General features: G+C 40.4%; 32 protein-coding genes and 1 tRNA gene. 19 read left to right on the forward strand and 14 right to left on the reverse strand.

The window, feature by feature from the left end; translation table 11 throughout:
* Positions 1 to 4: 4 nt before the first annotated feature.
* On the reverse strand, positions 5 to 256 hold the full coding sequence (locus tag PH_RS08985; RefSeq protein ID WP_048053512.1) for a 50S ribosomal protein L37ae: 252 nt from the start codon (positions 254 to 256) through the stop codon (positions 5 to 7).
* Positions 257 to 440: 184 nt separating this feature from the next.
* Between PH_RS08985 and PH_RS08990 the strand changes: the two genes are divergently transcribed.
* Both PH_RS08990 and PH_RS08995 read left to right on the forward strand, forming a co-directional pair.
* Positions 441 to 1,232, forward strand: a complete 792-nt coding sequence (locus tag PH_RS08990) for an SDR family oxidoreductase (RefSeq protein WP_010885966.1) — start codon at positions 441 to 443, stop codon at positions 1,230 to 1,232.
* Positions 1,233 to 1,302: 70 nt separating this feature from the next.
* Entirely contained in the window at positions 1,303 to 2,379 is a 1,077-nt protein-coding gene (locus PH_RS08995; RefSeq protein WP_048053513.1) for a M24 family metallopeptidase, read from the forward strand.
* Here the strand turns inward: PH_RS08995 and PH_RS09000 are convergent.
* Positions 2,376 to 3,482: a DUF373 family protein gene (locus PH_RS09000; RefSeq protein ID WP_010885968.1), complete on the reverse strand. Its 1,107-nt coding sequence runs from the start codon at positions 3,480 to 3,482 to the stop codon at positions 2,376 to 2,378. The two genes, PH_RS08995 and PH_RS09000, sit on opposite strands and share 4 nt — an antisense overlap.
* Positions 3,479 to 3,790, reverse strand: coding sequence for an MTH1187 family thiamine-binding protein (locus PH_RS09005; protein ID WP_048053514.1), 312 nt, complete (start codon positions 3,788 to 3,790; stop codon positions 3,479 to 3,481). Before PH_RS09005 ends, PH_RS09000 begins: the two co-directional genes overlap by 4 nt.
* 99 nt (positions 3,791 to 3,889) lie before the next feature.
* On the opposite strand from PH_RS09005, the gene PH_RS09010 reads away from it, so the two are divergent.
* The 10 genes from PH_RS09010 to PH_RS09055 all read left to right on the forward strand — a co-directional run bounded on the left by PH_RS09010 (position 3,890) and on the right by PH_RS09055 (position 9,402).
* Complete coding sequence (locus tag PH_RS09010; protein WP_010885970.1) at positions 3,890 to 4,735, forward strand: deoxyribonuclease IV; 846 nt, start codon at positions 3,890 to 3,892, stop codon at positions 4,733 to 4,735.
* A 65-nt stretch (positions 4,736 to 4,800) separates the two neighbouring features.
* Positions 4,801 to 5,337, forward strand: a complete 537-nt coding sequence (locus PH_RS09015) for an inorganic diphosphatase (RefSeq protein WP_010885971.1) — start codon at positions 4,801 to 4,803, stop codon at positions 5,335 to 5,337.
* 40 nt (positions 5,338 to 5,377) lie between these two features.
* Positions 5,378 to 5,944: a DNA-directed RNA polymerase gene (locus PH_RS09020; protein ID WP_010885972.1), complete on the forward strand. Its 567-nt coding sequence runs from the start codon at positions 5,378 to 5,380 to the stop codon at positions 5,942 to 5,944.
* The gene (gene spt4 / locus PH_RS09025) at positions 5,941 to 6,126 is read left to right on the forward strand and encodes a transcription elongation factor subunit Spt4 (protein ID WP_010885973.1); all 186 of its coding nucleotides are present in this window, start codon (positions 5,941 to 5,943) and stop codon (positions 6,124 to 6,126) included. The genes PH_RS09020 and spt4 overlap by 4 nt, the downstream gene beginning before the upstream one ends.
* Positions 6,126 to 6,665: a GTP-dependent dephospho-CoA kinase gene (locus PH_RS09030; protein WP_010885974.1), complete on the forward strand. Its 540-nt coding sequence runs from the start codon at positions 6,126 to 6,128 to the stop codon at positions 6,663 to 6,665. Before spt4 ends, PH_RS09030 begins: the two co-directional genes overlap by 1 nt.
* Positions 6,655 to 6,954, forward strand: a complete 300-nt coding sequence (locus tag PH_RS09035) for a 30S ribosomal protein S24e (protein WP_010885975.1) — start codon at positions 6,655 to 6,657, stop codon at positions 6,952 to 6,954. Before PH_RS09030 ends, PH_RS09035 begins: the two co-directional genes overlap by 11 nt.
* 1 nt (position 6,955) lies before the next feature.
* Positions 6,956 to 7,111 carry a 30S ribosomal protein S27ae gene (locus tag PH_RS09040; protein ID WP_048053515.1) on the forward strand — a complete coding sequence of 52 codons (156 nt, stop codon included), beginning with the start codon at positions 6,956 to 6,958 and terminating at the stop codon, positions 7,109 to 7,111.
* A gap of 10 nt (positions 7,112 to 7,121) precedes the next feature.
* Entirely contained in the window at positions 7,122 to 7,670 is a 549-nt protein-coding gene (locus PH_RS09045) for a hypothetical protein (RefSeq protein WP_048053516.1), read from the forward strand.
* An 11-nt stretch (positions 7,671 to 7,681) separates the two neighbouring features.
* The gene (locus PH_RS09050; RefSeq protein ID WP_010885978.1) at positions 7,682 to 8,956 is read left to right on the forward strand and encodes an ArsB/NhaD family transporter; all 1,275 of its coding nucleotides are present in this window, start codon (positions 7,682 to 7,684) and stop codon (positions 8,954 to 8,956) included.
* On the forward strand, positions 8,953 to 9,402 hold the full coding sequence (locus tag PH_RS09055) for a universal stress protein (protein ID WP_010885979.1): 450 nt from the start codon (positions 8,953 to 8,955) through the stop codon (positions 9,400 to 9,402). The genes PH_RS09050 and PH_RS09055 overlap by 4 nt, the downstream gene beginning before the upstream one ends.
* Here PH_RS09055 and PH_RS09060 read toward each other — a convergent pair.
* From PH_RS09060 to PH_RS09075, 4 genes are all read right to left on the reverse strand, one after another.
* Entirely contained in the window at positions 9,399 to 10,589 is a 1,191-nt protein-coding gene (locus tag PH_RS09060; protein WP_010885980.1) for a class I SAM-dependent rRNA methyltransferase, read from the reverse strand. The two genes, PH_RS09055 and PH_RS09060, sit on opposite strands and share 4 nt — an antisense overlap.
* 69 nt (positions 10,590 to 10,658) lie before the next feature.
* Positions 10,659 to 11,111 (reverse strand): Lrp/AsnC family transcriptional regulator, encoded by a 453-nt coding sequence (locus PH_RS09065; protein WP_010885981.1) that lies wholly within the window; start codon positions 11,109 to 11,111, stop codon positions 10,659 to 10,661.
* A gap of 32 nt (positions 11,112 to 11,143) precedes the next feature.
* Positions 11,144 to 11,704, reverse strand: a complete 561-nt coding sequence (locus PH_RS09070; protein WP_010885982.1) for an XTP/dITP diphosphatase — start codon at positions 11,702 to 11,704, stop codon at positions 11,144 to 11,146.
* 10 nt (positions 11,705 to 11,714) lie between these two features.
* On the reverse strand, positions 11,715 to 12,203 hold the full coding sequence (locus PH_RS09075) for an adenosine-specific kinase (protein WP_010885983.1): 489 nt from the start codon (positions 12,201 to 12,203) through the stop codon (positions 11,715 to 11,717).
* Between the two features lie 57 nt (positions 12,204 to 12,260).
* Here PH_RS09075 and PH_RS09080 point away from each other — a divergent pair, with 57 nt between their 5' ends.
* Positions 12,261 to 13,184, forward strand: a complete 924-nt coding sequence (locus PH_RS09080) for an Lrp/AsnC family transcriptional regulator (RefSeq protein ID WP_010885984.1) — start codon at positions 12,261 to 12,263, stop codon at positions 13,182 to 13,184.
* Here the strand turns inward: PH_RS09080 and PH_RS09085 are convergent.
* Positions 13,181 to 13,489, reverse strand: a complete 309-nt coding sequence (locus tag PH_RS09085; RefSeq protein WP_010885985.1) for a DUF5748 family protein — start codon at positions 13,487 to 13,489, stop codon at positions 13,181 to 13,183. The two genes, PH_RS09080 and PH_RS09085, sit on opposite strands and share 4 nt — an antisense overlap.
* Before the next feature lie 171 nt (positions 13,490 to 13,660).
* Here PH_RS09085 and PH_RS09090 point away from each other — a divergent pair, with 171 nt between their 5' ends.
* From PH_RS09090 to PH_RS09115, 6 genes are all read left to right on the forward strand, one after another.
* Positions 13,661 to 14,821, forward strand: coding sequence for a tryptophan--tRNA ligase (locus tag PH_RS09090; protein WP_010885986.1), 1,161 nt, complete (start codon positions 13,661 to 13,663; stop codon positions 14,819 to 14,821).
* Positions 14,822 to 14,900: 79 nt separating this feature from the next.
* Positions 14,901 to 15,161 carry a UPF0147 family protein gene (locus PH_RS09095; protein ID WP_013748354.1) on the forward strand — a complete coding sequence of 87 codons (261 nt, stop codon included), beginning with the start codon at positions 14,901 to 14,903 and terminating at the stop codon, positions 15,159 to 15,161.
* Between the two features lie 46 nt (positions 15,162 to 15,207).
* Positions 15,208 to 15,564, forward strand: coding sequence for an ASCH domain-containing protein (locus PH_RS09100; protein ID WP_010885989.1), 357 nt, complete (start codon positions 15,208 to 15,210; stop codon positions 15,562 to 15,564).
* Between the two features lie 5 nt (positions 15,565 to 15,569).
* On the forward strand, positions 15,570 to 16,424 hold the full coding sequence (locus PH_RS09105; RefSeq protein ID WP_048053517.1) for a ribose-phosphate diphosphokinase: 855 nt from the start codon (positions 15,570 to 15,572) through the stop codon (positions 16,422 to 16,424).
* Entirely contained in the window at positions 16,421 to 17,680 is a 1,260-nt protein-coding gene (gene glmU / locus PH_RS09110) for a bifunctional sugar-1-phosphate nucleotidylyltransferase/acetyltransferase (RefSeq protein ID WP_010885992.1), read from the forward strand. Before PH_RS09105 ends, glmU begins: the two co-directional genes overlap by 4 nt.
* Positions 17,677 to 18,744, forward strand: a complete 1,068-nt coding sequence (locus PH_RS09115; protein WP_010885993.1) for a DUF835 domain-containing protein — start codon at positions 17,677 to 17,679, stop codon at positions 18,742 to 18,744. Before glmU ends, PH_RS09115 begins: the two co-directional genes overlap by 4 nt.
* Here PH_RS09115 and PH_RS09120 read toward each other — a convergent pair.
* From PH_RS09120 to PH_RS09145, 6 genes are all read right to left on the reverse strand, one after another.
* Complete coding sequence (locus PH_RS09120; protein ID WP_010885994.1) at positions 18,741 to 20,141, reverse strand: acetate--CoA ligase family protein; 1,401 nt, start codon at positions 20,139 to 20,141, stop codon at positions 18,741 to 18,743. The two genes, PH_RS09115 and PH_RS09120, sit on opposite strands and share 4 nt — an antisense overlap.
* Before the next feature lie 51 nt (positions 20,142 to 20,192).
* Positions 20,193 to 20,750, reverse strand: a complete 558-nt coding sequence (locus PH_RS09125; RefSeq protein ID WP_010885995.1) for an ArsR/SmtB family transcription factor — start codon at positions 20,748 to 20,750, stop codon at positions 20,193 to 20,195.
* A 4-nt stretch (positions 20,751 to 20,754) separates the two neighbouring features.
* Positions 20,755 to 21,057, reverse strand: coding sequence for a DUF211 domain-containing protein (locus tag PH_RS09130; protein WP_048053518.1), 303 nt, complete (start codon positions 21,055 to 21,057; stop codon positions 20,755 to 20,757).
* A 6-nt stretch (positions 21,058 to 21,063) separates the two neighbouring features.
* A complete protein-coding gene (locus PH_RS09135) occupies positions 21,064 to 21,642 on the reverse strand; it encodes an ArsR/SmtB family transcription factor (protein WP_010885997.1) in 579 nt (192 codons plus the stop codon).
* Positions 21,643 to 21,727: 85 nt separating this feature from the next.
* Positions 21,728 to 21,804, reverse strand: a tRNA-Arg gene (locus PH_RS09140).
* Between the two features lie 26 nt (positions 21,805 to 21,830).
* Entirely contained in the window at positions 21,831 to 22,310 is a 480-nt protein-coding gene (locus PH_RS09145; protein WP_010885998.1) for a GNAT family N-acetyltransferase, read from the reverse strand.
* Positions 22,311 to 22,323 lie beyond the last annotated feature (13 nt).

Consider the following 22,323-nt stretch of genomic DNA (forward strand, 5'->3'; position numbering starts at 1 on the left):
TACATCACTCCATAATTCTTCTAGCAACCTTACCGGCCGGAGTGACTGGGAGATAAGCACCACCCGCAAATATTGCCCCACACTTCGTACATTGCCAGATCCCAGTACTGATCCTTTTTACAGCCCTTCTACCGCAAACTGGACAAACATGCTTTTGTCTCATTTTTGCCTCCACTGCTGCAACTCTTCTCCTGATCTTAAGACCGTATCTTGCTCCAAATCTTCCCGCGGAACCTACCTTCTTTGTTCCACTCATGATCATCACCCCTTGATCGTGAACCGATGGGTTTAAGTTGAACTAGGTTTATAAATATTTATGCTCACTTCAAAGGTCAAAGGATAATGATAGCTTTAGACTTTTCAACGCTTTACTTATTCATGAGGTGAACCCCTACCAAAATTTATTAGCTCACAATGAAGCATTTTATTGGGGATTGGAAATGCTAAGGATAGATCTTTCAGGTAAGTTAGCATTTACGACGGCATCGAGCAAGGGAATAGGATTCGGGGTTGCGAGGGTTCTAGCTAGGGCCGGTGCCGATGTCATAATACTCTCAAGAAATGAAGAGAACCTAAAGAGGGCTAAAGAAAAGATAAAGAGCGAGAGCAACGTTGAGGTTCACTATATAGTTGCAGACCTAACAAAAATGGAAGACCTAGAGAGAACGATTAAAGAACTGAAAGACATTGGAGATCCAGATATATTCTTCTTCTCCACAGGCGGGCCAAAGCCAGGATACTTTATGGAGATGAGCATGGAAGACTGGGAAGGGGCCGTTAAGCTTCTCCTTTACCCGGCCGTATACCTCACCAAAGCCTTAGTTCCAGGCATGGAAAGGAAGGGGTTTGGGAGAATAGTGTACTCGACAAGCGTTGCCATAAAAGAGCCGATACCCAACATAGCCCTAAGTAACGTTGTAAGGATAGCGATGGCCGGATTAGTTAGGACACTGGCAAAAGAGCTAGGACCAAAGGGAATAACCGTCAACGGAATAATGCCAGGGATAATAAGGACAGACAGAGTCATTCAACTTGCCCAGGATAGGGCTAAAAGGGAAGGAAAAAGCGTTGAAGAGGCCCTAAAAGAGTACGCAAAGCCTATACCATTGGGAAGACTAGGAGAGCCAGAGGAGATAGGATATCTAGTGGCCTTCCTTGCAAGTGAGTTAGGAAGTTACATAAATGGAGCCATGATCCCCGTAGATGGAGGTAGACTTAATTCGGTATTCTAAATACTTTGCTTCTAAATCTTTCCATAAATTTTTATAGAATAGAACTAATATGGTTATGAGAGGGAACAAAATGAGGGGAGATAAAAAGATATTCAAGAAGAGAGTTGAACGTTTCCAGGAACTACTCAAGGAGAACAACATAGATGGAGCTGTTATAAGGACCCTATCGAGCTTTATCTACTTTACTGGAACTAAGTGGTTAAGGCCAAGCTTGTTAATTCCAGCAGAAGGAGAACCGAGGGTTCTTGTAGTTAAAGGGGAGGCTGAGCTGTTTAAGGAAAGAAGCTGGATAGAAGACGTTGTCGAATACCAGAAAGCCGAAGAGCTAATGCTCACTGTAGTTAAGTGGATAAGAGAGAATGAAATGAAAAGGGTGGGCCTCGAGTTTGGAATAGAAAGAGATGCTTACTTAATATTTTACAAGATATTCTTGAGGCTTAATCCAACGGTTGAAGTTGTGGATATCCTAGACCTTACAATGAAGCTTAGGATGATAAAAGATGAATGGGAACTTGATAATATAAGAAAAGCTGGAAAGATAGCCTTAAAAGGCATGAGAGTGGCCGAAGAGGAAATAAAACCTGGGAGAACAGAACTCGAAATAGCGGCCGAAGTAACCAGGGAATTAATGCTTAATGGTAGTGAAGATCCAAAGGTCTATGTCTCAGTAACACCTAGGGCCCACGCTGAACCTTTTAGGGATTTGAAGGTTCCCGAAAATGGAGTTGTTACGGTGGTTATAGGAACTGACTGGAATCACTACTATGCAAATATGGCGAGAACGTTCATAATTGGCGATCCTGGAGAGAGAGTTAAGAAGGCAATAGAAGTTAAAAAAGAAGCAATAAAGCTAGCTTTAGAGGAGACAAAAGTTGGAGTTCCAATATCAACAGTCGAAAAGAAGATAGAGCAGTTTTTTAAGGAAAGAGGGTTCGGGGATTATCATTTGAGTGGATACACTCATGGAGTTGGATTGCTAATAGAAGAACCCCCTATAGCCACCATTGTCGTCCCACAGAGGGCTGCTAAGATACAGGAAAATATGGTACTTAGTATAATCCATCCACCACTAATGCTTCCAGAAGGGGCAATAAAGTATGAAAACACTTACATAGTAAAGAAAGATGGGCTAGAAAGGGTTACCTAGCCACGAACCTTTTCTCTTAATTTTATGCTTATGATGATGCTTATTAGAATGTCTATAACGACCAGTGAAATACCTCCCACTAATTCTCCAGAAGTTTTTTTCACCAAAGGATTAGAATATAGGGTAATTAGATCTATAACCTTCCAGAAAGCTGGAAGCATCAAGAAGCTTGCTATGTAGTACCATAAGTGGGGATTACGCCTCAGATACTCCTGAATTATTTTCCCAGCGATCATTATTCCGAGCCCAAGGATAAAATATTTGTTTACGGCGTTTAAGTATATCAAGAGGGCTATTAACTCGCTTGTTGGGATTCCCCCAATCATCTTCTCAGCTATACTTTCAAGGGTTAAGTAGACGTTTATCGCACCACCGAGCATAACTATAAACCCAGTAACCACTCCTATGAACGTTATTAGTCCCCTACTTACAATTCTAACTAGAGATGTTATTGGCTTGATTCTAAAGCCTTTAGCAAAGAAATACCCTCCAACTATTAGCATTATTAACCCGGTAACAGTGGAAGACACTATCTGAGCACTGGGAGGATACTTTATCGACACTATTTTTGCAATTCCATATAAAAGGACTATTAAACCCGGAATCCCAAGAACGACTTTAGAAACCTCAGGATCACTTAGGAGCTCTTTAAGGTACCTAACTATTATGTACCAAGTGGTCTCAATCCCAGGGCTCTGTTTTACAACTACCCTCCTCGTGCTAAGTATTGGAACTTTAGAGGTTATTATTGGAAAGATCTGCTCGTCTTCGGCCCCATCTGTTACGGGAATAACACCATCTGCCGGAAATTCTTTTAGGACTTTGTCAAGTTGCCTACTAAGCTCAAGGTCACTTTCAACTCCAACGTTGTGACTACCTGTTATCAACGCTACCTCAACATCCTCAAACTTTCCACTTTCCTTAAGTTCGTCATAGAGTTTTATAGCGGCAAATAGGGAATTAGCATCGCTATCCTCAGGATCCGCTAAGCTAAGCTTTACCGCAGCATCCAGACATTTATCCCTCCCAATGACCGGACCACTAACTCCCGCTTTAACCCCAAAATCATCATCTCTATCTATTGCCAACACTAAGACTTTCATTCTCTCACGCTCTCCACCTTCTCCATAACCGATTTTACCTTATCCTCCATTGTCCTAGCTTTATCTCTTCTCTCATCGATTCTAATAGTTGTTAGAACTCTCTTACTGCCTAACTTGAACATCAGCTCATGGGCATCCCTAATAATACTTAATCCCTCCTCAATAGAATTCACCTCAAGTATCGTGCCCATTGGAGTCAGCTGATATTTCACCCCTCTATCTCTGACTAATTTTATTATTTCAGCAACGTACTTACTTATGCTAACTTCCCCCATGGGAACTATCGAGAATTCGATTATGACGCTCATCTCTGACACCGAAAACTCTATTTTTCTTGGCTATTTAAAAATTGCTTTAGAGGATTAACGTTAAATTTTAGAGCAACCTAACTATTCGAGGGAAGTTGAATGTTTAAAATAGACAGGCTAAGATTTGGAACTGCTGGAATTCCAATTTCAACGCCAAAGCCATCAACTATAGCTGGAATAGAAAGAGTGAGAGAGTTAGGGCTGGATGCCATGGAATTAGAATTCGTAAGGGGTATTAATATAAAGCCCGAGCTTGCAAAGAAGATAAAGTATGTAGCCGAGAAGAACGACATAGTGCTTACTGCCCATGCCCCCTACTACATCAACCTTAACGCAAAGGAAAAGGAAAAAGTAGAAGCTAGTAAAAGGAGAATAATCCAGTCTGCAGAAAGACTTTACGAAGCTGGAGGATGGAGCGTCGTTTTTCACGCTGGCTATTACCTAAAGCAACCAAAGGAAAGTGTTTATCAGAAGATACTTTCGGCCCTTAAGGAGATACAGAAAGAGCTCATGGACAAGGGTATCAAAGTATGGCTAAGGCCTGAGCTCACAGGTAAGCCAACTCAATTCGGCGATCTTAAAGAGCTTGTAAAGCTTAGTCAAGAGCTTGAGTTAGTTTTACCGGCGATAGACTTTGCCCATGCCCACGCTAGGAATAAAGGGAAATGCAACACGGAAGAAGAGTGGAGAGAAATGCTAGCACTAATTGAGAACGAGTTAGGTAGAGAAGCCCTTGACAATATGCATATCCATATAAGCGGAATAGAGTATGGAGAAAAGGGAGAAAAGAGGCACTTAAACCTTGAAGAAAGTGACCTGAAATGGGAAGATCTACTTAAAGTCCTCAAGGAGTTCAGGGTGAAAGGTGTCATTATTAGTGAGAGCCCAAATATAGAGGGAGACGCTATTCTCATGAAGAAAAAGTGGGAAGAGCTAAAAATTTAAAAGTATTATAAAGCCATGTAGTCGAGGATGTTTCTTGAGATAGAATTCAAAAGGAGGGGGTATGAATGAACCCATTCCACGACCTTGAACCCGGACCAAACGTTCCAGAAGTTGTTTACGCCCTGATAGAGATACCGAAGGGAAGTAGAAACAAGTACGAGCTAGATAAGGAAACGGGATTGTTGAAATTAGATAGGGTTCTCTACACACCGTTTCACTACCCAGTAGACTACGGGATAATACCAAGGACATGGTATGAAGATGGAGATCCCTTTGACATCATGGTAATTATGAGGGAACCAACGTATCCACTAACGATAATAGAGGCCAGGCCGATCGGACTATTTAAAATGATAGACAGCGGAGATAAGGATTATAAGGTACTTGCAGTTCCAGTCGAAGATCCATACTTTAAAGACTGGAAGGATATAAGCGATGTTCCCAAGGCATTCTTAGACGAGATAGCCCACTTCTTCAAGAGGTATAAGGAACTCGAAGGTAAAGAGATAATCGTAGAAGGATGGGAAGGGGCAGAAGCTGCTAAGAGGGAAATTTTAAGGGCTATAGAGATGTATAAGGAGAAATTCGGCAAGAAGGAGTGATTTCGCTTTATTTCTTAAGTTTTTAGGAGGGATTCCAGGAATGTACAAAATAGTGACGGTGAAGGATGTCGTAAGGATACCGCCCAGGATGTTCACGATGGATCCAAAGGAAGCCGCAATGTTAGTCCTCAGAGATACCTATGAGGGGACATACGACAGGGATGAAGGTGTAATCCTTTCAATCGTTGAGGTAAAGGAGGTTGGAGATGGAATAATAGTTCCAGGGGATGGGGCAACTTACCATGAAGTAGTATTCGACGTCCTCGTTTGGGAACCGAAGAGAGATGAGGTTGTAGAGGGCACCGTAGTTGACGTCGTCCCCTTTGGAGCATTTATAAGGATTGGGCCTATGGATGGATTGGTCCACATCAGCCAACTCATGGATGACTACGTAGTCTACGACGAGAGAAACAAGCAGTTTGTAGGGAAAGAGAAGAAGTATCTTTTAAAGATCGGAGATGCTGTTAGGGCCAGGATAATCACCGTAAGTCCAAAGAGTAGGGTAATAAGAGAAAATAGAATTGGGTTAACGATGAGACAGCCAGGACTTGGAAAGTTTGAGTGGATCGAGAAGGAAAAGAGAAAGGAAAAGGAGGGTAAGAAGTGACGGAAAAAGCCTGTAGGAATTGCCATTATATTACAACAGAGGATCAGTGCCCTGTATGTGGAAGTAGGGATCTCAGCGAAGAGTGGTTTGACTTAGTAATAATAATTGACGTTGAAAATAGCGAGATAGCAAAGAGGATAGGAGCTAAGGTTCCAGGAAAATACGCCATAAGGGTGCGTTGATGAGAGTCGTATTTAAATTACCAGATGAACTGAGGCAAGAGCTCAAGAACCCTCTAGGAGAGCTCATTGAAGGGAATATTCCAGAGCCCTATGTTAAGGCTAAGAACATTATTGAGGGAGATGATGGGGTTTTAATAACAGTAGGGGATGTTGTAACCGAGAATATAATGAGAGTTGGTTTAAATCCAAATCTAGCAATTTATGATCATAAAACAGAGAGGAGAGAATATAAGCCAAGAATTATTATAAATGGAGTTCTCCTCACTGTAAAAAATCCCCCCGGAACTATAACACTACCCCTACTCAAATCTATAAAGAAAGCTTATTCCTTGATCTTGAATGGAAAATCCGTCCATATCGTTGTGAATGGTGAAGAGGACCTCGCAACAATCCCAGCGGTGTTGTATGCCCCTTTGGGAGCAACAGTTATTTATGGCCAACCTAAAAGGGGCATAGTGCTTATAAAGGTAACAAATGAATGCAAACGCAGGTGCGCGAAGATAATGAGACGGATGGAGGTGGTTAGAGATGGAGATTAAAATTACAGAAGTCAAAGAAAACAAGCTAATTGGAAGGAAAGAGATATATTTTGAGATATACCACCCAGGAGAACCAACACCTAGTAGAAAAGATGTGAAAGGTAAGCTAGTGGCAATGCTAGACCTAAACCCAGAAACTACGGTTATTCAGTACATTAGAAGCTACTTTGGAAGCTATAAATCCAAGGGTTACGCAAAGTATTATTACGATAAGGAAAGGATGCTCTACATAGAGCCTGAGTATATACTCATTAGAGATGGTATAATTGAAAAGAAGGAGGGTGAGTGATATGGGCCAAAAATGGAAACTCTACATAGTTAAAGATGGAAAAGTTATAAGGAAGAATAAGTTCTGTCCACGTTGCGGCCCAGGAGTTTTTATGGCAGATCATGGGGACAGGTGGGCATGCGGAAAGTGTGGATACACGGAATGGAAGAGGAAGTGAGGGTGAGACCGTGGGGCTTTTCTCTAACATTATTTTAAGAAGGTTTAGGGATATTGCCCCAATATATGAAGAGATTCTTAAGGCATACAAGGAGTTTTTACTTACCGAGGAAGAATTAGAGATCCCCACAGTAACAAGAATTCTCATCCCCTTAGATAGGTACTCAGATCCACTCCCTGAAAGCGTTATAGAGTATATCTCATCTTTTCCTGGAAGTAGAGTTGGGTTAATCTACGTTATAGATGAGGATGTTTGCAGGGTAATTAGGGAAACAATAGGGGATAAGGATGCTGAAATATTTAGAGAGAAGGAGTTTAAAAAAGGAGAAGAAACGTTAAATGCAACTAAGAAGTTAATAGAAGATTTAAACCTGAACCATATAATCAGCTCTCAGATAAAAATTGGGAATAAAGCCACGATAATCGAGCATGAATCGGAGGACTATGATATTCTTATCGTTTCTAGGTACTATGGGGCCACAATGGTAAAAACATACCAGGTTAGTCCAATAGTTTTTAGAATCCTGCAAAATGTTGAAAAGCCAGTTATAATATATTAGGGGGCGATTTAATGATATCAGAAGTTGAAATAATAACCCTTGGAATATTTATAGCTACATATGCAGTAATAATAAGTGAAAAGATCCATAGAACGGTAGCTGCATTGTTAGGAGCTTCAATTATGTTAGTATTAAATATAGTTCCTTGGGAGAAAGTCCCTGAATATTTGGATCTTGACACTATCCTCCTTTTGGCCGGAATGATGGTAGTAGTGAATATTAGCAAGGAAAGTGGCCTTTTTGAATATATAGCAATAAAGGTAGCTAAGGTTTCAAAAGGAAACCCAATAAGAGTTCTATTGTTGTTCTCAGTAACAACGGCCGTTGTTAGCGCATTTCTAGATAATGTAACGACAGTCTTGCTCTTGACCCCAATGTTGCTCTACATAACGAGACGCATGGGGGTAAATCCGGTTCCTTATTTACTCGCTGAGATCTTCGCTTCGAACATAGGAGGAACCGCAACCCTAATTGGAGATCCTCCAAACATCATGATAGGCTCAGCTGCAAAGCTCAGCTTTAATGATTTCATAGTCAACATGGCCCCAATATCCTTCATGGATCTATTCATCATGATCGCCCTAGTATACATCCTCTACAAGAAGGAATTCTCTAGGGTAAAATATAACTTAGATGGAATAATGAACCTTAGAGAGGAAGATGCGATTAAAGACAGAGAGCTCTTTAAAAAATCCGTGATAACCATAGGACTCATAATTGTAGCATTCTTTTTCCACGATGCCCTTGGAATAGAGCCCGCCGTAGTCGCACTAACTGGAGCTACCATATTATTACTCTGGAGCAGAGTCTCGCCCGAAGTCGCCCTTGAGAAAGTTGAGTGGGCAACCCTATTCTTCTTCGGTGGACTTTTCATCATAGTAGGAGGGCTCGTTGAGACTGGATTAATAGATGAGGCCGGAAAGTGGATAGTAAGGCACATAACTTCAGAAAATGAAGCAATACTCTTGATATCCTGGATTTCAGCATTTTCAAGTGCAATAATAGACAATATACCCTTCACAGCAACCATGATACCATTAATAAAGAGTATGGCAGGTAGTATAAATATTTACCCACTATGGTGGGCCTTAAGTCTAGGGGCATGTTTAGGAGGTAACGGAACCGCAATAGGGGCAAGTGCAAATGTGGTAGTCCTGGGAATAGCATATAGGGAGGGTATTAGAATAACATTTAAAGACTTCCTCAAAGTTGGAATGGCAGTTATGATCTCAAGTGTAGCCGCGGGATCGTTGGTGTTAATAGCAAGATATGGGGGAGGGATATGAAGTTATTAGTCCTCATTGACGGAAGCAAATGGAGCCAAAAGGCAGCACTTCATGCATTCTCAATAGCCAAGAGAAAGAATGCGAAGGTGATATTATTTTCAGTGCTTGATAGAAGGGAAGCTAAAGCCTTAGCATTTCACTTAAGCATGAGAAGCGACAGTTTAGGGAAGATAAAGGAGTTCGAAGAAACGATATGGAGAGAAACTAAAAAGAGCGTAAAGGAAGTTATAACTACGCTATTAGAATTGGGGAGGAGAGAGGGGATTAACTGCTCCTTTAAGATAGTGGAAGGATCAGCTAAAGAGGAGATAATAAAGGAAGCTAACTCAGGTAAGTATTCAATGGTCATCATGGGTGCATACGGAAGAAGTGGGAAAACCAGGATAGGAAGCTTACTTGAGGAGGTCGTTGGACAAATAAGGATCCCGGTAATGATAGTCCGCTAACGCATATCCTCCACATAGAGGAAGAGACACTTCAAATACTCCGTATCTTTGGAGGCCATCAAAATTGGATGATCCGGGGCCTGAGTCCTATAGGGCTCAAGCATCTTAAGGAACTTCCCAGCTTTCGCTCCCGCAGCTATTATCATATCTTTGAACATTTGAAGGTCTACATGCTGAGAGCAAGAGCAAGTTACCAATATTCCACCATCCTTCACTAGGTTTAATCCCGCAAAGTTAACGTTGAAATAAGCCCTAAGGCCGGCCTTTAGATCTTTCTCATGCTGAACGAAGGCGGGAGGATCAAGCACGACGATATCAAATTTTTCTCCCTTTTTTTGAAGCTTTTCCATTTCTTCGAAAGCACTACCCACGATGAACTTCATTCTATCCTCAACACCATTCAATTTTGCATTCTCCTTTGCGGTTTCTATTGCTCTAGGAGACTTATCTATTCCTATAACTTCATCAGCACCAGCTATCGCAGCGTGTATAGCAAAGCCTCCTGTATAGGTAAAAACATCAAGAACCCTATCCCCTGGCTGAACCCACTTTTCTAAGGCCAATCTGTTCTCTCTCTGATCCAGGAAGAAACCAGTCTTCTGACCCCTCATATCGACGATGAACTTTGCCCTTCCTTCTTGGATTATCGTTCTATATTTCTCCTTTCCCAAGAGAACTCTCTCAATTTCAGGCAATCCTTCCCTCCTTCTGCTCCTCCCAGTATTCTTTTCAAATACAGTTTCTATCCCAGGTTCAACCTCCATAATCGCTTCAGCGACATCAAGCTTAAACCTTTCCATACCAGCACTTGAAATTTGAAGCGAGGCTATATCATTAAACCTATCAACTATCAGTCCAGGTAGGTAGTCGGCCTCCCCATAAACCATCCTATACACGTTAGTATACTTTAAGACTTTCTTTCGGTACTCATTCGCCTTCTTAATCCTTCTTTTAAACAGATCCTTGTTTATTTCAACATCTTTATCCTTCGTAACTATCCTGACCATGATGTTAGAATTAGGATTTGCAAAACCTTTCCCCAGGAATTTCCCACCCCTAGTGTAGACTTCCACTATATCCCCAGGCTTTATATCTCCCTCAACTCTTACAACACCTTTTTTAAAGACGATCATTGCTCCCTTCCCTATAGCCCTCGCGGCCTGAGCATCAACTACGACTCTCGCCATGTTAACCCCCGATAGAAGGTAGATTGACAATATTTAATCCTTATTGAAGTGAAATATTAAAGGGAAAAATTAGATCTCCTCCTTAACTGTAACAAAAGAAACCATTGTAACCGTTTGACCAACCCCTCTAATTTCTCTAAGTTTATCTATTACTATTCTCCCTATCTCTTCAGCGTTTGAAGCCCTAACTTTAAGGAGAAGATCCCACTCACCCGCAACGAGATGAACTTCATAAACTCCCGGAATTCTAGCTATTTGCTCAGCTACTTCCCTTTGAGTCAGACCAGAGTCTGGATCATAACGAATCAGAATGAATGCTGTAGTTCCCAAGTTTAACTTTTTATAGTTAGGTTTTATTGTGAACTTCTCTATAATTCCCTCTTCAACTAGCCTCTTTATTCTATAATGAACCGTTGTCCTGGGGATACCAAGTTTTTTACTTAATGTAGCGATATTTTCCCTTGCATTATTCTTTAACTCCTCAAGTAACCTTCTATCAACTTTATCTAAGATCTCAGGCATGGTTTCTCACCTTATGATATATTGACGAATATTCAGTATTTAAGATTTACCTTTAACCATTCGAAGAATGCCTTTAAGGCTTTTCCTCGATGAGATAGAGCATTCTTCTCTTCAATCGTCATTTCGGCAAACGTTTTTTCAGAACCTTCTGGAATGAAAATCGGGTCATATCCAAATCCATGGGTACCCCTTTTTTCATTAGAAATTCTTCCCCAGGTCACACCAGAGAATTTATAGGCTTTTCCATCAATGTAAAATCCAATAACACTTTTAAAGTAGGCCCTTCTATCTTCAGCTCCTTCCATGAGCTTAAGGATACCTTCCAAGCCTATAGTTCTGTATACGTAGGATGAATAAACACCCGGAAACCCTTTTAAACTTTCAATGAACAGCCCAGAATCTTCAATCATGAAGGGCTCGGGAACTTTCCCCTTAAGCCAACTAATCCCAAAATCCACGACATCTTCCAGTTTCTCAGCTTGAATTTCTGGATATTCATGTTTCAGTTGGACGATTTCTATTCCAAATGTCCCTAAGAAATTCGCAACTTCTCTAACCTTTCCTGGATTTGAAGTTATAAAAAATATTTTCATAAGAAAACCCTCAGTCTATCTTATATCCGATTTTTTCAACTAGTTCTCTTCTCTCCTTCTTTTGTTCGTCAGTTTCGATCTTATTTGCGGCCTTTCCATCAACGACTCCAATTACGGCCCTTCCAAGTTCCGTCTCAGCGACTATAACCTGGAAAGGATTTTCGCTAGCTCCATAAATCATGGCAACCGCTGGGTGATTCTTTATCGTGTTTAAAACGTTTATTGGATAAGCATTCTTCATTAATATCACAAAAACGTGACCTGCTCCAATTTTCACAGCATTTTTGGCAGCAAGTGCCTCTAATTCTGGATCGTTACCAGTATATCTAGTTAACTGGGGCTTTGCCTCATTCATAGCAATTCCAAATTTAATCCCAGGAACCGCCGTTAATAGGGCCCTTGCAAGGTCATCCACGGTAAATATCGAAAAATTTCCCTGGCCAATTATAACTTCAACTCCTTCCGGTTTCTCTATATCAATAACCTCTATCCTGACCATACCCCAACCACCATAACTGTTTTTAGGCTGTAGTAATAAATTTTTTACTGAGGTCGCATGGCCAATATAATAAATTTTGAAGAATTAGAGTGGCTAGCTGAGTTATTGAACAAATATCCAAGGGAGAGTCTGAGGAAGATAGCTCAAGCTGAAGGGATAGAATACTACAAATTAAAGAGAATCTATGATAAGTATTATGGTAAGTACATTTTCGTCAATGCTGTTTACAGTATAACCAAACTTGGACTCAAAAGTTACGTTGCATTTATTTCAGTTCCCAAAAGGGAGATCTTTGAAAAAGGGAAAGAAATGCTAAATAATCCCTTCTTTGGGTATATTAACCCAATATTTGGATTTAAAAATGGAATCCAGGCTATTCTACATATCCCAGTAGACCAAGAGAAGTACATTCCCGAACTGCTTTCCAAATATTCTGATGATTTTGAATATTATGAAGTCTGGTCAAATGATCCAAGTAAAGTAAAGTTTGGAAAATGGGAGTATTCCTATGAGTACGCAATTCTCCTGGATATATTTAAAATAGACGCTAGAACCCCAATTAAAGAGCTTGAGGCCAAGCTCTCTAGGAAAAGGCCAACGATAAGATTTATGATAGAAAGGTTAATCAAAGATGGAGTAATTGTCGGATTCTACGCTTTCATAGATAACGTTGAAAAAGCTCATGATAGATCAGTCGTCGGCATAGCCAAGGAATTGGATATAGAGGAAATAATGAGCAAGTTTAAAGAGCGTGAGATAAAGCTCGGAATCTTAAGACCTGAAGGGTATTATATTGAGTGGTTCTTTTCATCTGAAGAAGATATTGGAAGAAAGATTCTCGAATTTGGCCAATATGTTGATAAGATAGGTATAGCGTACCTTGATCTATTCAGAGATTTAAATCATGAGCATATAAAAACTAGATTCTCTAGAATGGTAAAGAAAGATGGAAGCGGGTATAAGTCAATTCTCGAGTTTTAAGATTTCATCTCCTTTATTATCTTTTGGAATTCGGAGTGATCGGTCACGACTTTAACTCCATCAAGAGTCTCAAAGTACACCTTCTTTATCTTGATCTTTTTTGCCTCTGTGTATCTCATTTCCGGAGGATCGTACTCTCCAGGCTCAACTATCTCATCCTCTATTACGTAAGTTTTAAGCTCTGGCTCGCCTACATACTTCCAAACCTCATAAAAGACCTTTGGCTCTAGATGAATCTCCCCTTCGAGTTCAATATAGTCGGCCCCAATGTCTTCTAAGAACTCCTTGATTACCTCAGAATTCATCTAGAAACACCTCATAATACAATAAATCAGTTGGGGGTTAAATACCTATCGGATACCAAAAAGTTTAAATTTAATAATACCCTCTCTACCCCCATGTTTGGTGGTCGTTTTTGGATACACTGACAACTCATTTCAACCTCTTCTATTGAACTTAGATAGGGGGGATTCTAATTGGTAGAGGAGTTCAAAGTTACTCCCTGGGAAGTTGAGGGTGTAGTAGATTACGACAAGCTCATAAAACACTTCGGAACAAGCCCATTAACGGAAGATCTACTTGAAAAAACAGCGGAACTTACAAAGAGTGAGCTACCAATATTCTTTAGGAGGAAATTCTTCTTCTCCCACAGAGATTACGACCTTATCCTGAAAGACTATGAAGAAGGTAGAGGGTTCTTCCTTTATACTGGAAGAGGACCAAGTGGGCCAATGCACATAGGGCATATAATTCCATTTTTTGCCACAAAATGGCTACAGGAGAAATTCGGAGTGAACTTATACATCCAGATAACCGACGATGAAAAGTTCCTATTCAAGGAAAATTTAACCTTTGATGATACAAAACGATGGGCTTACGACAATATATTAGACATAATCGCAGTGGGATTCGACCCTGATAAAACATTCATATTCCAAAATAGCGAATTCACAAAGATATATGAGATGGCCATACCAATAGCAAAGAAAATTAACTTCTCAATGGCTAAGGCCGTTTTCGGGTTTACAGAGCAAAGCAAAATTGGAATGATATTCTTCCCAGCGATCCAAATAGCCCCCACATTCTTCGAGAGAAAACGTTGTCTAATCCCAGCAGCAATAGATCAGGATCCTTATTGGAGACTACAGAGAGATTTCGCTGAAAGCCTAGGATATTACAAGACCGCAGCACTTCACAGTAAATTTGTCCCATCATTAACAAGCTTATCTGGTAAAATGAGCGCCTCAAAGCCAGAGACTGCGATCTATCTAACAGATAGCCCAGAGGATGTTGAGAAGAAAGTTTGGAAATTTACCCTCACCGGGGGTAGACCTACTTTAAAGGAGCAGAGAGAAAAAGGTGGAGAACCAGAAAAATGCGTCGTATTTAAGTGGCTCGAGATCTTCTTTGAAGAGGACGATAAGAAATTAAAGGAGAGATACTATGCCTGTAAGAATGGAGAACTAACATGTGGAGAGTGTAAAAGGTACTTAATATCAAAGATCCAAGAGTTTCTAAAGGAACACCAAAGAAGAAGGAAGAAAGCTGAAAAGCTAGTAGAAAAATTCAAATACACGGGGAAATTAGCCCAGGAAATGTGGAACGAGGCTATACCAGAGCCACTTAAGAGATCATAGGGAAAAATTTTTAGCAGGGTCCTAGATATTCAAAGATGAGTTTAGTTACCTTAGGTAAATGATTAAGGAGGTGATTCTAATGACGAATGTAGAGGAAAGAATAGAGCAGATAATCCAAGTTCTCAGGGAACAGGTTGTACAGGACACTGCGGTTCCGAGAAATATTAGAAGGGCCGCTGAACAGGCAATAGAAGCCCTAATGAATAAAGAAAAAGAACCTGCAGTTAGAGCTGCAGATGCTATTGCAATTCTAGAGGAAATAAGCGAAGATCCAAACATGCCACTTCACACGAGAACTATAATCTGGGAAGTTTTAGGAGCATTAGAGCAAATTAAGTGAGAACCTTAATTTTATATACTTGCTTTTTCTCTACTCAATTTTGGTTATGAAGGGGTTAATAATAAAGCAACCCTATGCAAACTGGATCGTAGAAGGAAAGAAGGTCTGGGAAATTCGAAAAACTCCTACAAAGATCCGAGGAAGAGTAATAATAATATCGGAAAAAAAGGCCGTTGGAAGCGTTGAAATAGTCGATGTTCTCGGTCCTTTTACTCCTGAAGAGTTAGCAAATCATGAAAACAAGCACCTAGCAAGTTACGATTTTCTAAAGAGGTATGCCAACGGTAAGAAGCTATACGCCTGGGTACTAGCAAATCCCGAAAAGTACGATCCACCAATAGAAGTGAAAATACCAAATGGAGCTCAAATTTGGGTAAATCTTAAGGGGTTTGTTAGGAGGTGAATAAGGTGTTTGTAATTGGTAGTGGAGCGAAACACCTTGAGGAGGAGATTTCAAAGAATGCCAAGATCCTCAAAACGGAGATTAAAAAATTTCCTGATGGTGAAAAATACGTGAGAATCCTGGAGCATGGAGAGGAAGTGATAGTAGTCCAATCGACGTACAGGCCCCAGGATGAGCATCTAATTGAAACGATAATTATAGGGGATGCATTGAAAGAAGCTGGATTCGAAAAACTTAAGCTGGTAGTTCCTTACTTGGCATATTCAAGACAGGATAGAGTCACAAAAGAGGGAGAACCCATTAGTGTGAGAGCGATAATGAAAATGCTCGGCTTATATTATGATGAACTATACGTCTTCGACATACATAATCCAAAGACATTAGATTTCTTTCCTGGTAAGGCCGTAAACATATACCCAGCTAAAGTGATAGCGGAATACTTTAGGGATAAGCTCGAGAATGGGCTAGTGTTAGCTCCAGATAGAGGGGCCCTAGAAAGAGCGAAGGAAGTTGCAAATATACTCGGACTGGAGTACAGTCACTTTGAAAAAGAAAGGATATCACCAACGGAAGTCAAGATGACGCCCGTAGACGTCAATGTAAAAGGAAGGAACGTGCTAATAGTCGACGATATAATAAGTACTGGAGGGACTATGATAAGGGCTGCAGAGATCCTAAAAGATCTCGGAGCTGAAAAAGTTTTCGTAGTAGCCACACATGGCGTTTTTGCCGAAGGGGCCATAGAGAGAGTCAGCAAAGCTGTAGATGAGCTAGCAGTTACAAACACGATACCGACTAAGGTATCAAAGATAAGCATAGTTCCCGAAATAATGAGATCTATCTTGGAGGTAAAGTCATGAAAGCGGTAATACTTGCCGCAGGAAAGGGAGAGAGGCTAAGACCTTTAACGGATGACAGACCTAAACCTATTTTGAAGATTGCAAATAAGCCAATTATAGAGTACATACTTGAGAATCTAGATCCATTCGTTGATGAATTTATAATTGTAGTTAAATACAAAAAGGAGAAAATAATTGAAACCCTTGGCGATGAATTCCATGGAAAGCCAATAACGTACGTTGTCCAAGGGGATGAAGAAGGAACTGCAAGGGCTATATATTCAGCAAAGGATGCCATCATTGATGAGGAATTTTTCGCCATAAATGGCGATATATACTTTGAACAGGAAGCCATTAGGGGACTTCTACACACCTACAGGAAAATGAAGGCAGATGGTGGAATCGTGGTTAAAAAGTTTGAAAACCTATCCCAATTGGGGCTTGTTGAGGTTAAGAATAATCTAGTAAAAAAGATAATAGAAAAGCCAGGAAAAATGGAAGGCTTTGCAAATCTTGGAATTTACATCTTTAACAGTGAAGTCTTTGACTTCATTGAAGAAACGGAAAAAAGTGAAAGGGGAGAGTACGAGATTACCGATACTATCAATATAATGATAGAGAGGGGAAAGAGGATAGTATATTTTGAATATAAAGGATTTTGGAGTGATATAGGTAGACCATGGGATCTTCTCGAGGTTAACGAGTACATCCTTAAGACGAAGCTCAAACATAACATTAGGGGAACTGTGGAGGAAGGGGCTACTATAATTCCTCCAGTCGAAATAGGGGAAGGAACTATAGTAAGATCTGGTAGCTATATCATTGGTCCAGTAAAAATTGGAAAGAACTGTAGGATAGGGCCAAACTGCTTCATTAGGCCATACACTAGCATAGGAGATAACTGTCATATAGGGAACGCAGTCGAAGTTAAGAACTCGATAATCATGGATAACTCAAATGCCCCCCATCTCAACTACGTTGGAGATTCGATAATAGGAGAAAATACGAACCTTGGGGCCGGTACCATTACCGCTAACCTAAGGCACGATAACAAGACGGTAAAGGTTGAGATTAAAGGTAACCTCGAAGATTCCGGAAGAAGGAAGCTTGGAGCAATAATAGGGCATAACGTGAAAACTGGAATAAACGTGAGCATATATCCGGGAAGAAAAATTGGAAGTGGAGCTCTTGTAGGCCCTGGAGTAATAGTCGATAAAAACATCCCCCCAGGAGTTTTAGTGGTAGCTAAACAGGAAAAGATGGTGACAAAAAGATGATATATTCCCTTGTTCCTTACATAAATTTATTTTCTAGGATCACCTTGCTTGGGGCATCTTCTTATAGGGCCGTAAAAACTAGGGAAAGTGGATGGATCCTTTTGTCCTTTGCATTCCTTTTATCAACTCTAGATGTAGAGGAGTATATTTTAAAACCCTTAGGTATTCAAATCCAGGGAAATCATTATCTATTTACCTTCTTACCTAGCTTCTACATAGGAATTCTATTTTTAATGACCACATTTTTACTAAGGGAACATCAAATAAGTCCCAGAGGGGTTATAATTATTGGGAGCACATTCATAATATTCCATATATGGACGTTCGCGATGGCCGTGAATCTCTTTAACAATGACTTTACCCTAATAGGACTCCTACCGTCGTTAATCCTTGGAGGTTCCCTCATATTCTTATCGGTTAGCCTGCTTGAATATGTGAATAGAAAAAGCATAGAAATTCTGTTTCCAATTGGAGTTGGATCTGTAGGTTTACTTAACTTAACGTATCCCGTAACGAGAAATATTCACACAATTTCAGACATGTTATTTTTAGTTGCGGCAATATTTAGGCTTATTGCGGCCATAGGAGCAATTAAAATGGTAACTTTCGTTCCAAAGGCCCCAAAGAACATCAAAGTCATATCAAAGCCGGGAGCATATTGGACTGAAAACGAGGAAAAAGGGCTAAATCTTATTTCCACTATGAACCCAGTCATAATAACAAGGAAAAGAGATCTAAACATTAAAACCCCCGCCATTGTCTATTGGATAACGAAGGTAAAAGAGGGAGAAATTGGAGAGAACATTTATGCCATTCTACCGACGAATATAGGAATACTTACCGATTTAATTTATAGGGCCTTCAAAGTTGGATATAATGCGGTATATATTGACTGCATTGAGTATTTGATCCTAGAGAATGGAACAAAGGCGACTCTAAAGTTCCTCTACAATGCAAAAGACATAGTATTAAGCAACAAAGGAACGATAGTCCTTGTGATAAATCCAAAAGCCCTTGGAGAACAGGAACTTAAAATAATTGAAAAAGAATTTCAAAAAATTTAGAGCTCAGATAGATACTTACCATACTTAACTAAAGCGTATACAGCATCAACACCATCTTCCACGGTTTCGAAGACTGGAACCCCAACTTTCTCAATTCTTCTGGCTATTTTCTCCGGAAATTCTCCACCAGGAGCTATGAAGACTATCGGCTTTCCGTACTTCTTGACCCTATCCATGACATCCACTATTCCCTCGTCTAAAGCTGGACTCTGAAAGAGAGCTATCACGGCGAGTATATCCACGTTTGGATCCTCAAGGACGTAATTTATCGCTAGTTCGTACCTGCTAGAGGGAGCATCACCTATAACATCAACTGGATTTGCATAACTCATGTGCTCCGGTAACTTACCTTCCTCAATCGCTTTCCTAAATTTATCCTTTGTTTCTTCGCTAAGCTCAGCAAGTTTCAATCCTCTCTCTAGTAAACCATCGCTCATCATGACTCCAGCTCCACCACCGTTCGTTACTATAGCAACCCTATCCCCATTAGCAGGTTTTTGCATTGCTAGGGCCTTTGCGTAATTAAAGAGTTGCCTCATGCTCTTTGCGGCTAAAATTCCAGTCTGTTCAAACACTGCTTCATAGATCCTATAACTTCCGGCCAATGAACCTGTGTGAGAAGCCGCGGCCTTTGCTCCAGCTTCAGTTCTCCCAGCCTTAAGAACTATGACCGGTTTAACTTTAGTTGTTTCTTTTGCAACATTGAAAAACTTCTTTCCGTCCTTTACTCCCTCAATATAAGCTGTTATCACCTTCGTCTTTGGATCGTTCTTAAGGTATAACATAAAGTCGCTTTCATCAAGATCGGCCATGTTTCCTAAGCTTATGAATTTGCTCATTCCCACTTCATGCCTGGCCGCCCAGTCTAGGATTGCTGCACCAAAAGCTCCACTCTGGCTCATGAATGCTATTGGTCCAAACTTTGGCCTAGCCTGCCTCTCTGGGGGGTTAAAGTTACAATCAAATCCATTCTCTAAATTTGTAACACCTAGACAGTTTGGTCCAACAACCCTAATTCCCCATTTCTTCGCCCTCTTCACTAACTCTTCCTCTAAATCAGCCCTACCAGCTTCCTTGAATCCCGCAGATATTACCACAACTCCCTTAACTCCCTTTTCTCCACATTCATCTATTACCTCAGGAACGAACTTCGCTGGAACGGCAATTACAGCAACATCAACCTTGTCGGGTACATCCTTTATACTCTTATATACCTTGAATTTCTTTCCATTCACCTCTATTTCTCCACCTTTAACGTTGACAGCATATATTTTCCCTCTGAAGTTATTTACAAGGGATCTTAATATCCCATTCCCTACTTTTCCAGGAACATGAGAAGCTCCAATTACTGCAACACTCTCCGGATAAAACAAGAAATCAAGGTTCACTTCATTCATTTTTGCATCACCTACGGAATGCTAGAATTTACATATATAAAGTTTTTTGGACTAAATATCCAACAATTTAAAGAGTTGCTTTGATTCCTCAACGTATTTATGTGAGTATAGGAATGTTAAGAAGTTTAGAATATGGATAAGGGCTATCTCGTCAAAGGAAGAGTTCATCAGCCTACTTAGAATATGCTGAGATTGATTTTCAATATCCCTAAAGACCTTTTGAACTATGCTCCTGAATTTCTCCTTATCTCTGATCCTTATGCCAGAGTCTTCAAGAACCTCGATTAACTTCTCAACTTCTCTGGAAAGGTAAGCTCTTCTTAAGTCTTCGATTTCCTTGTTGGAGTTAGGAACGAGCAAAAATACGTAAGCAACCCTCCCATACACAACTTCATTACCAATTTTTTCAACAACTTCTACCAATCCAGCATCTTCCAAGGCCTTTATATGCCTATAAACCGTTGATTTATCCCTTCCAAGTCTTTCCGCTATTTCAGAGACTGACATTGGATGTTCTCTTAGCAGTTCAAGTATCTTTATTCTAGTAGGATCAGAAAGGGCCTTCAGCTGCTTTGGCTGGGATACTATCATCACGGGAATCCTGCACATACCGTTACTCCTCCAGCTTATCCTGTGGAGTCTCTTCCTCTTCTATTATCTTCCTTCCAGCGGCAACCATGTCTATGCTATGAACAACGCCACCAAACTCTTCTATTGTCCTTACTATCTCATCATAATTCAAGTTGTCACCGACTATTGTAACCTTTATGTTTTCTGTCTCCTTGTCTATTTCAACCAGGGTAATGTTAACTCCTTCAACCCCCTCAAGCTCGCTCAATCCTAAGGCAAGCTCAGTGACTAAGGGTTGATGAGGTTTTAAAACATCTAAAACAAGAAGTCTAATACCCCTGGCCATCACCTTTCACCGCTTTAATATTGATCCTAACCTTTTAAGGAGCTCTAAATATTCCTCATCCCTGGCCAGTTCAGCAGTTGACAACCACTCAATGGCATGAATTATATCCTCATTGGAAAAATCCTTTAAGGCATCTTCCTTCTCCTCAATATATTTTGAAATCCTAACCGTTGCATCAAACTCCTTCTGTGACATCCTATCCATAATGTTAAGAAGCTCATTCTCTTCAAACTGATAACCAAGCCTCTTGAATATGTCAATTTTTGTTTTAAGCCTTGATCTAGCTATGTACCTTAATTCTTCGTCTCCTAAATAGAGGTTTATGTAGAACACGTCAGCAGTTCTACCGTAGTACTTCTCCACAAGGTTACCTTTCATCTCCGTTCTCTTAACTTCTACCAATCCAGCCTCTTTTAGCTTTTCTATGTGGTGATATATAGTCTGCGGTGTTTTACCGAGTATCTCACTAAGCTGGGAGATCGTCATTTCTTTATTCCTGAGTAGCTTTAGGATCTTCCTTCTGGTATCCTCCAGCATCACCTTAATAACCTCTGGATCCGTGATCACTTTGACCTTTTTCGCCATCCTTTTCAGCCTCCAGAATTTTAACGCTCTGATAAATGTTTTAACGCTTTTCCAATATAACTTTTTCCTCTGTAAAAGAAAACGTTGGCGGGCCCGGCGGGATTCGAACCCGCGACCTCCGGCTTAGAAGGCCGGCGCCCTATCCTGCTAGGCTACGGGCCCACTCGGAGAAAAGTTATGAAATTGATTTATAAATTTTGTCTCTTGATCATCCTCACCCATATCCCACTCTTACCCACCTTTTTAAATCCAAATTTCTCATAAAGGTTCATGGCCCCATAATTCTTTTCACCTACCCAGAGTTCTATGGTATCATTGTATTTCCCCAAGAAGTCAAGACAAGTTATTAGTAGTTTCCTTCCTATACCCTTCCCCTGAAACTTTTTATCAACCACGAACTCATGAATAGCACCGACTATCCTCCCCTCATACTTACTAAACCAATCCTTGTCGCAGACTATAAATCCCACAATCTTATCCCCAACCTTAGCTACAAAGAAACCATCAGAGGCTTTTTTCCAACACCACTTTATATAATTCCTAGCATAATCTCGCCCCTCTCCCCCATATTCTTCCAATCCTTCATAACCACTCATGTAAACATCTATTAACTCATTCAATGCTTTCTTGTCTAGCTTTTTAAGCTTCTCAATTTTTATCTCATCCATCGAAAGAAGATGG

Origin of the sequence: Pyrococcus horikoshii OT3 (assembly GCF_000011105.1) — an archaeon.
GTDB lineage: Archaea > Methanobacteriota_B > Thermococci > Thermococcales > Thermococcaceae > Pyrococcus > Pyrococcus horikoshii.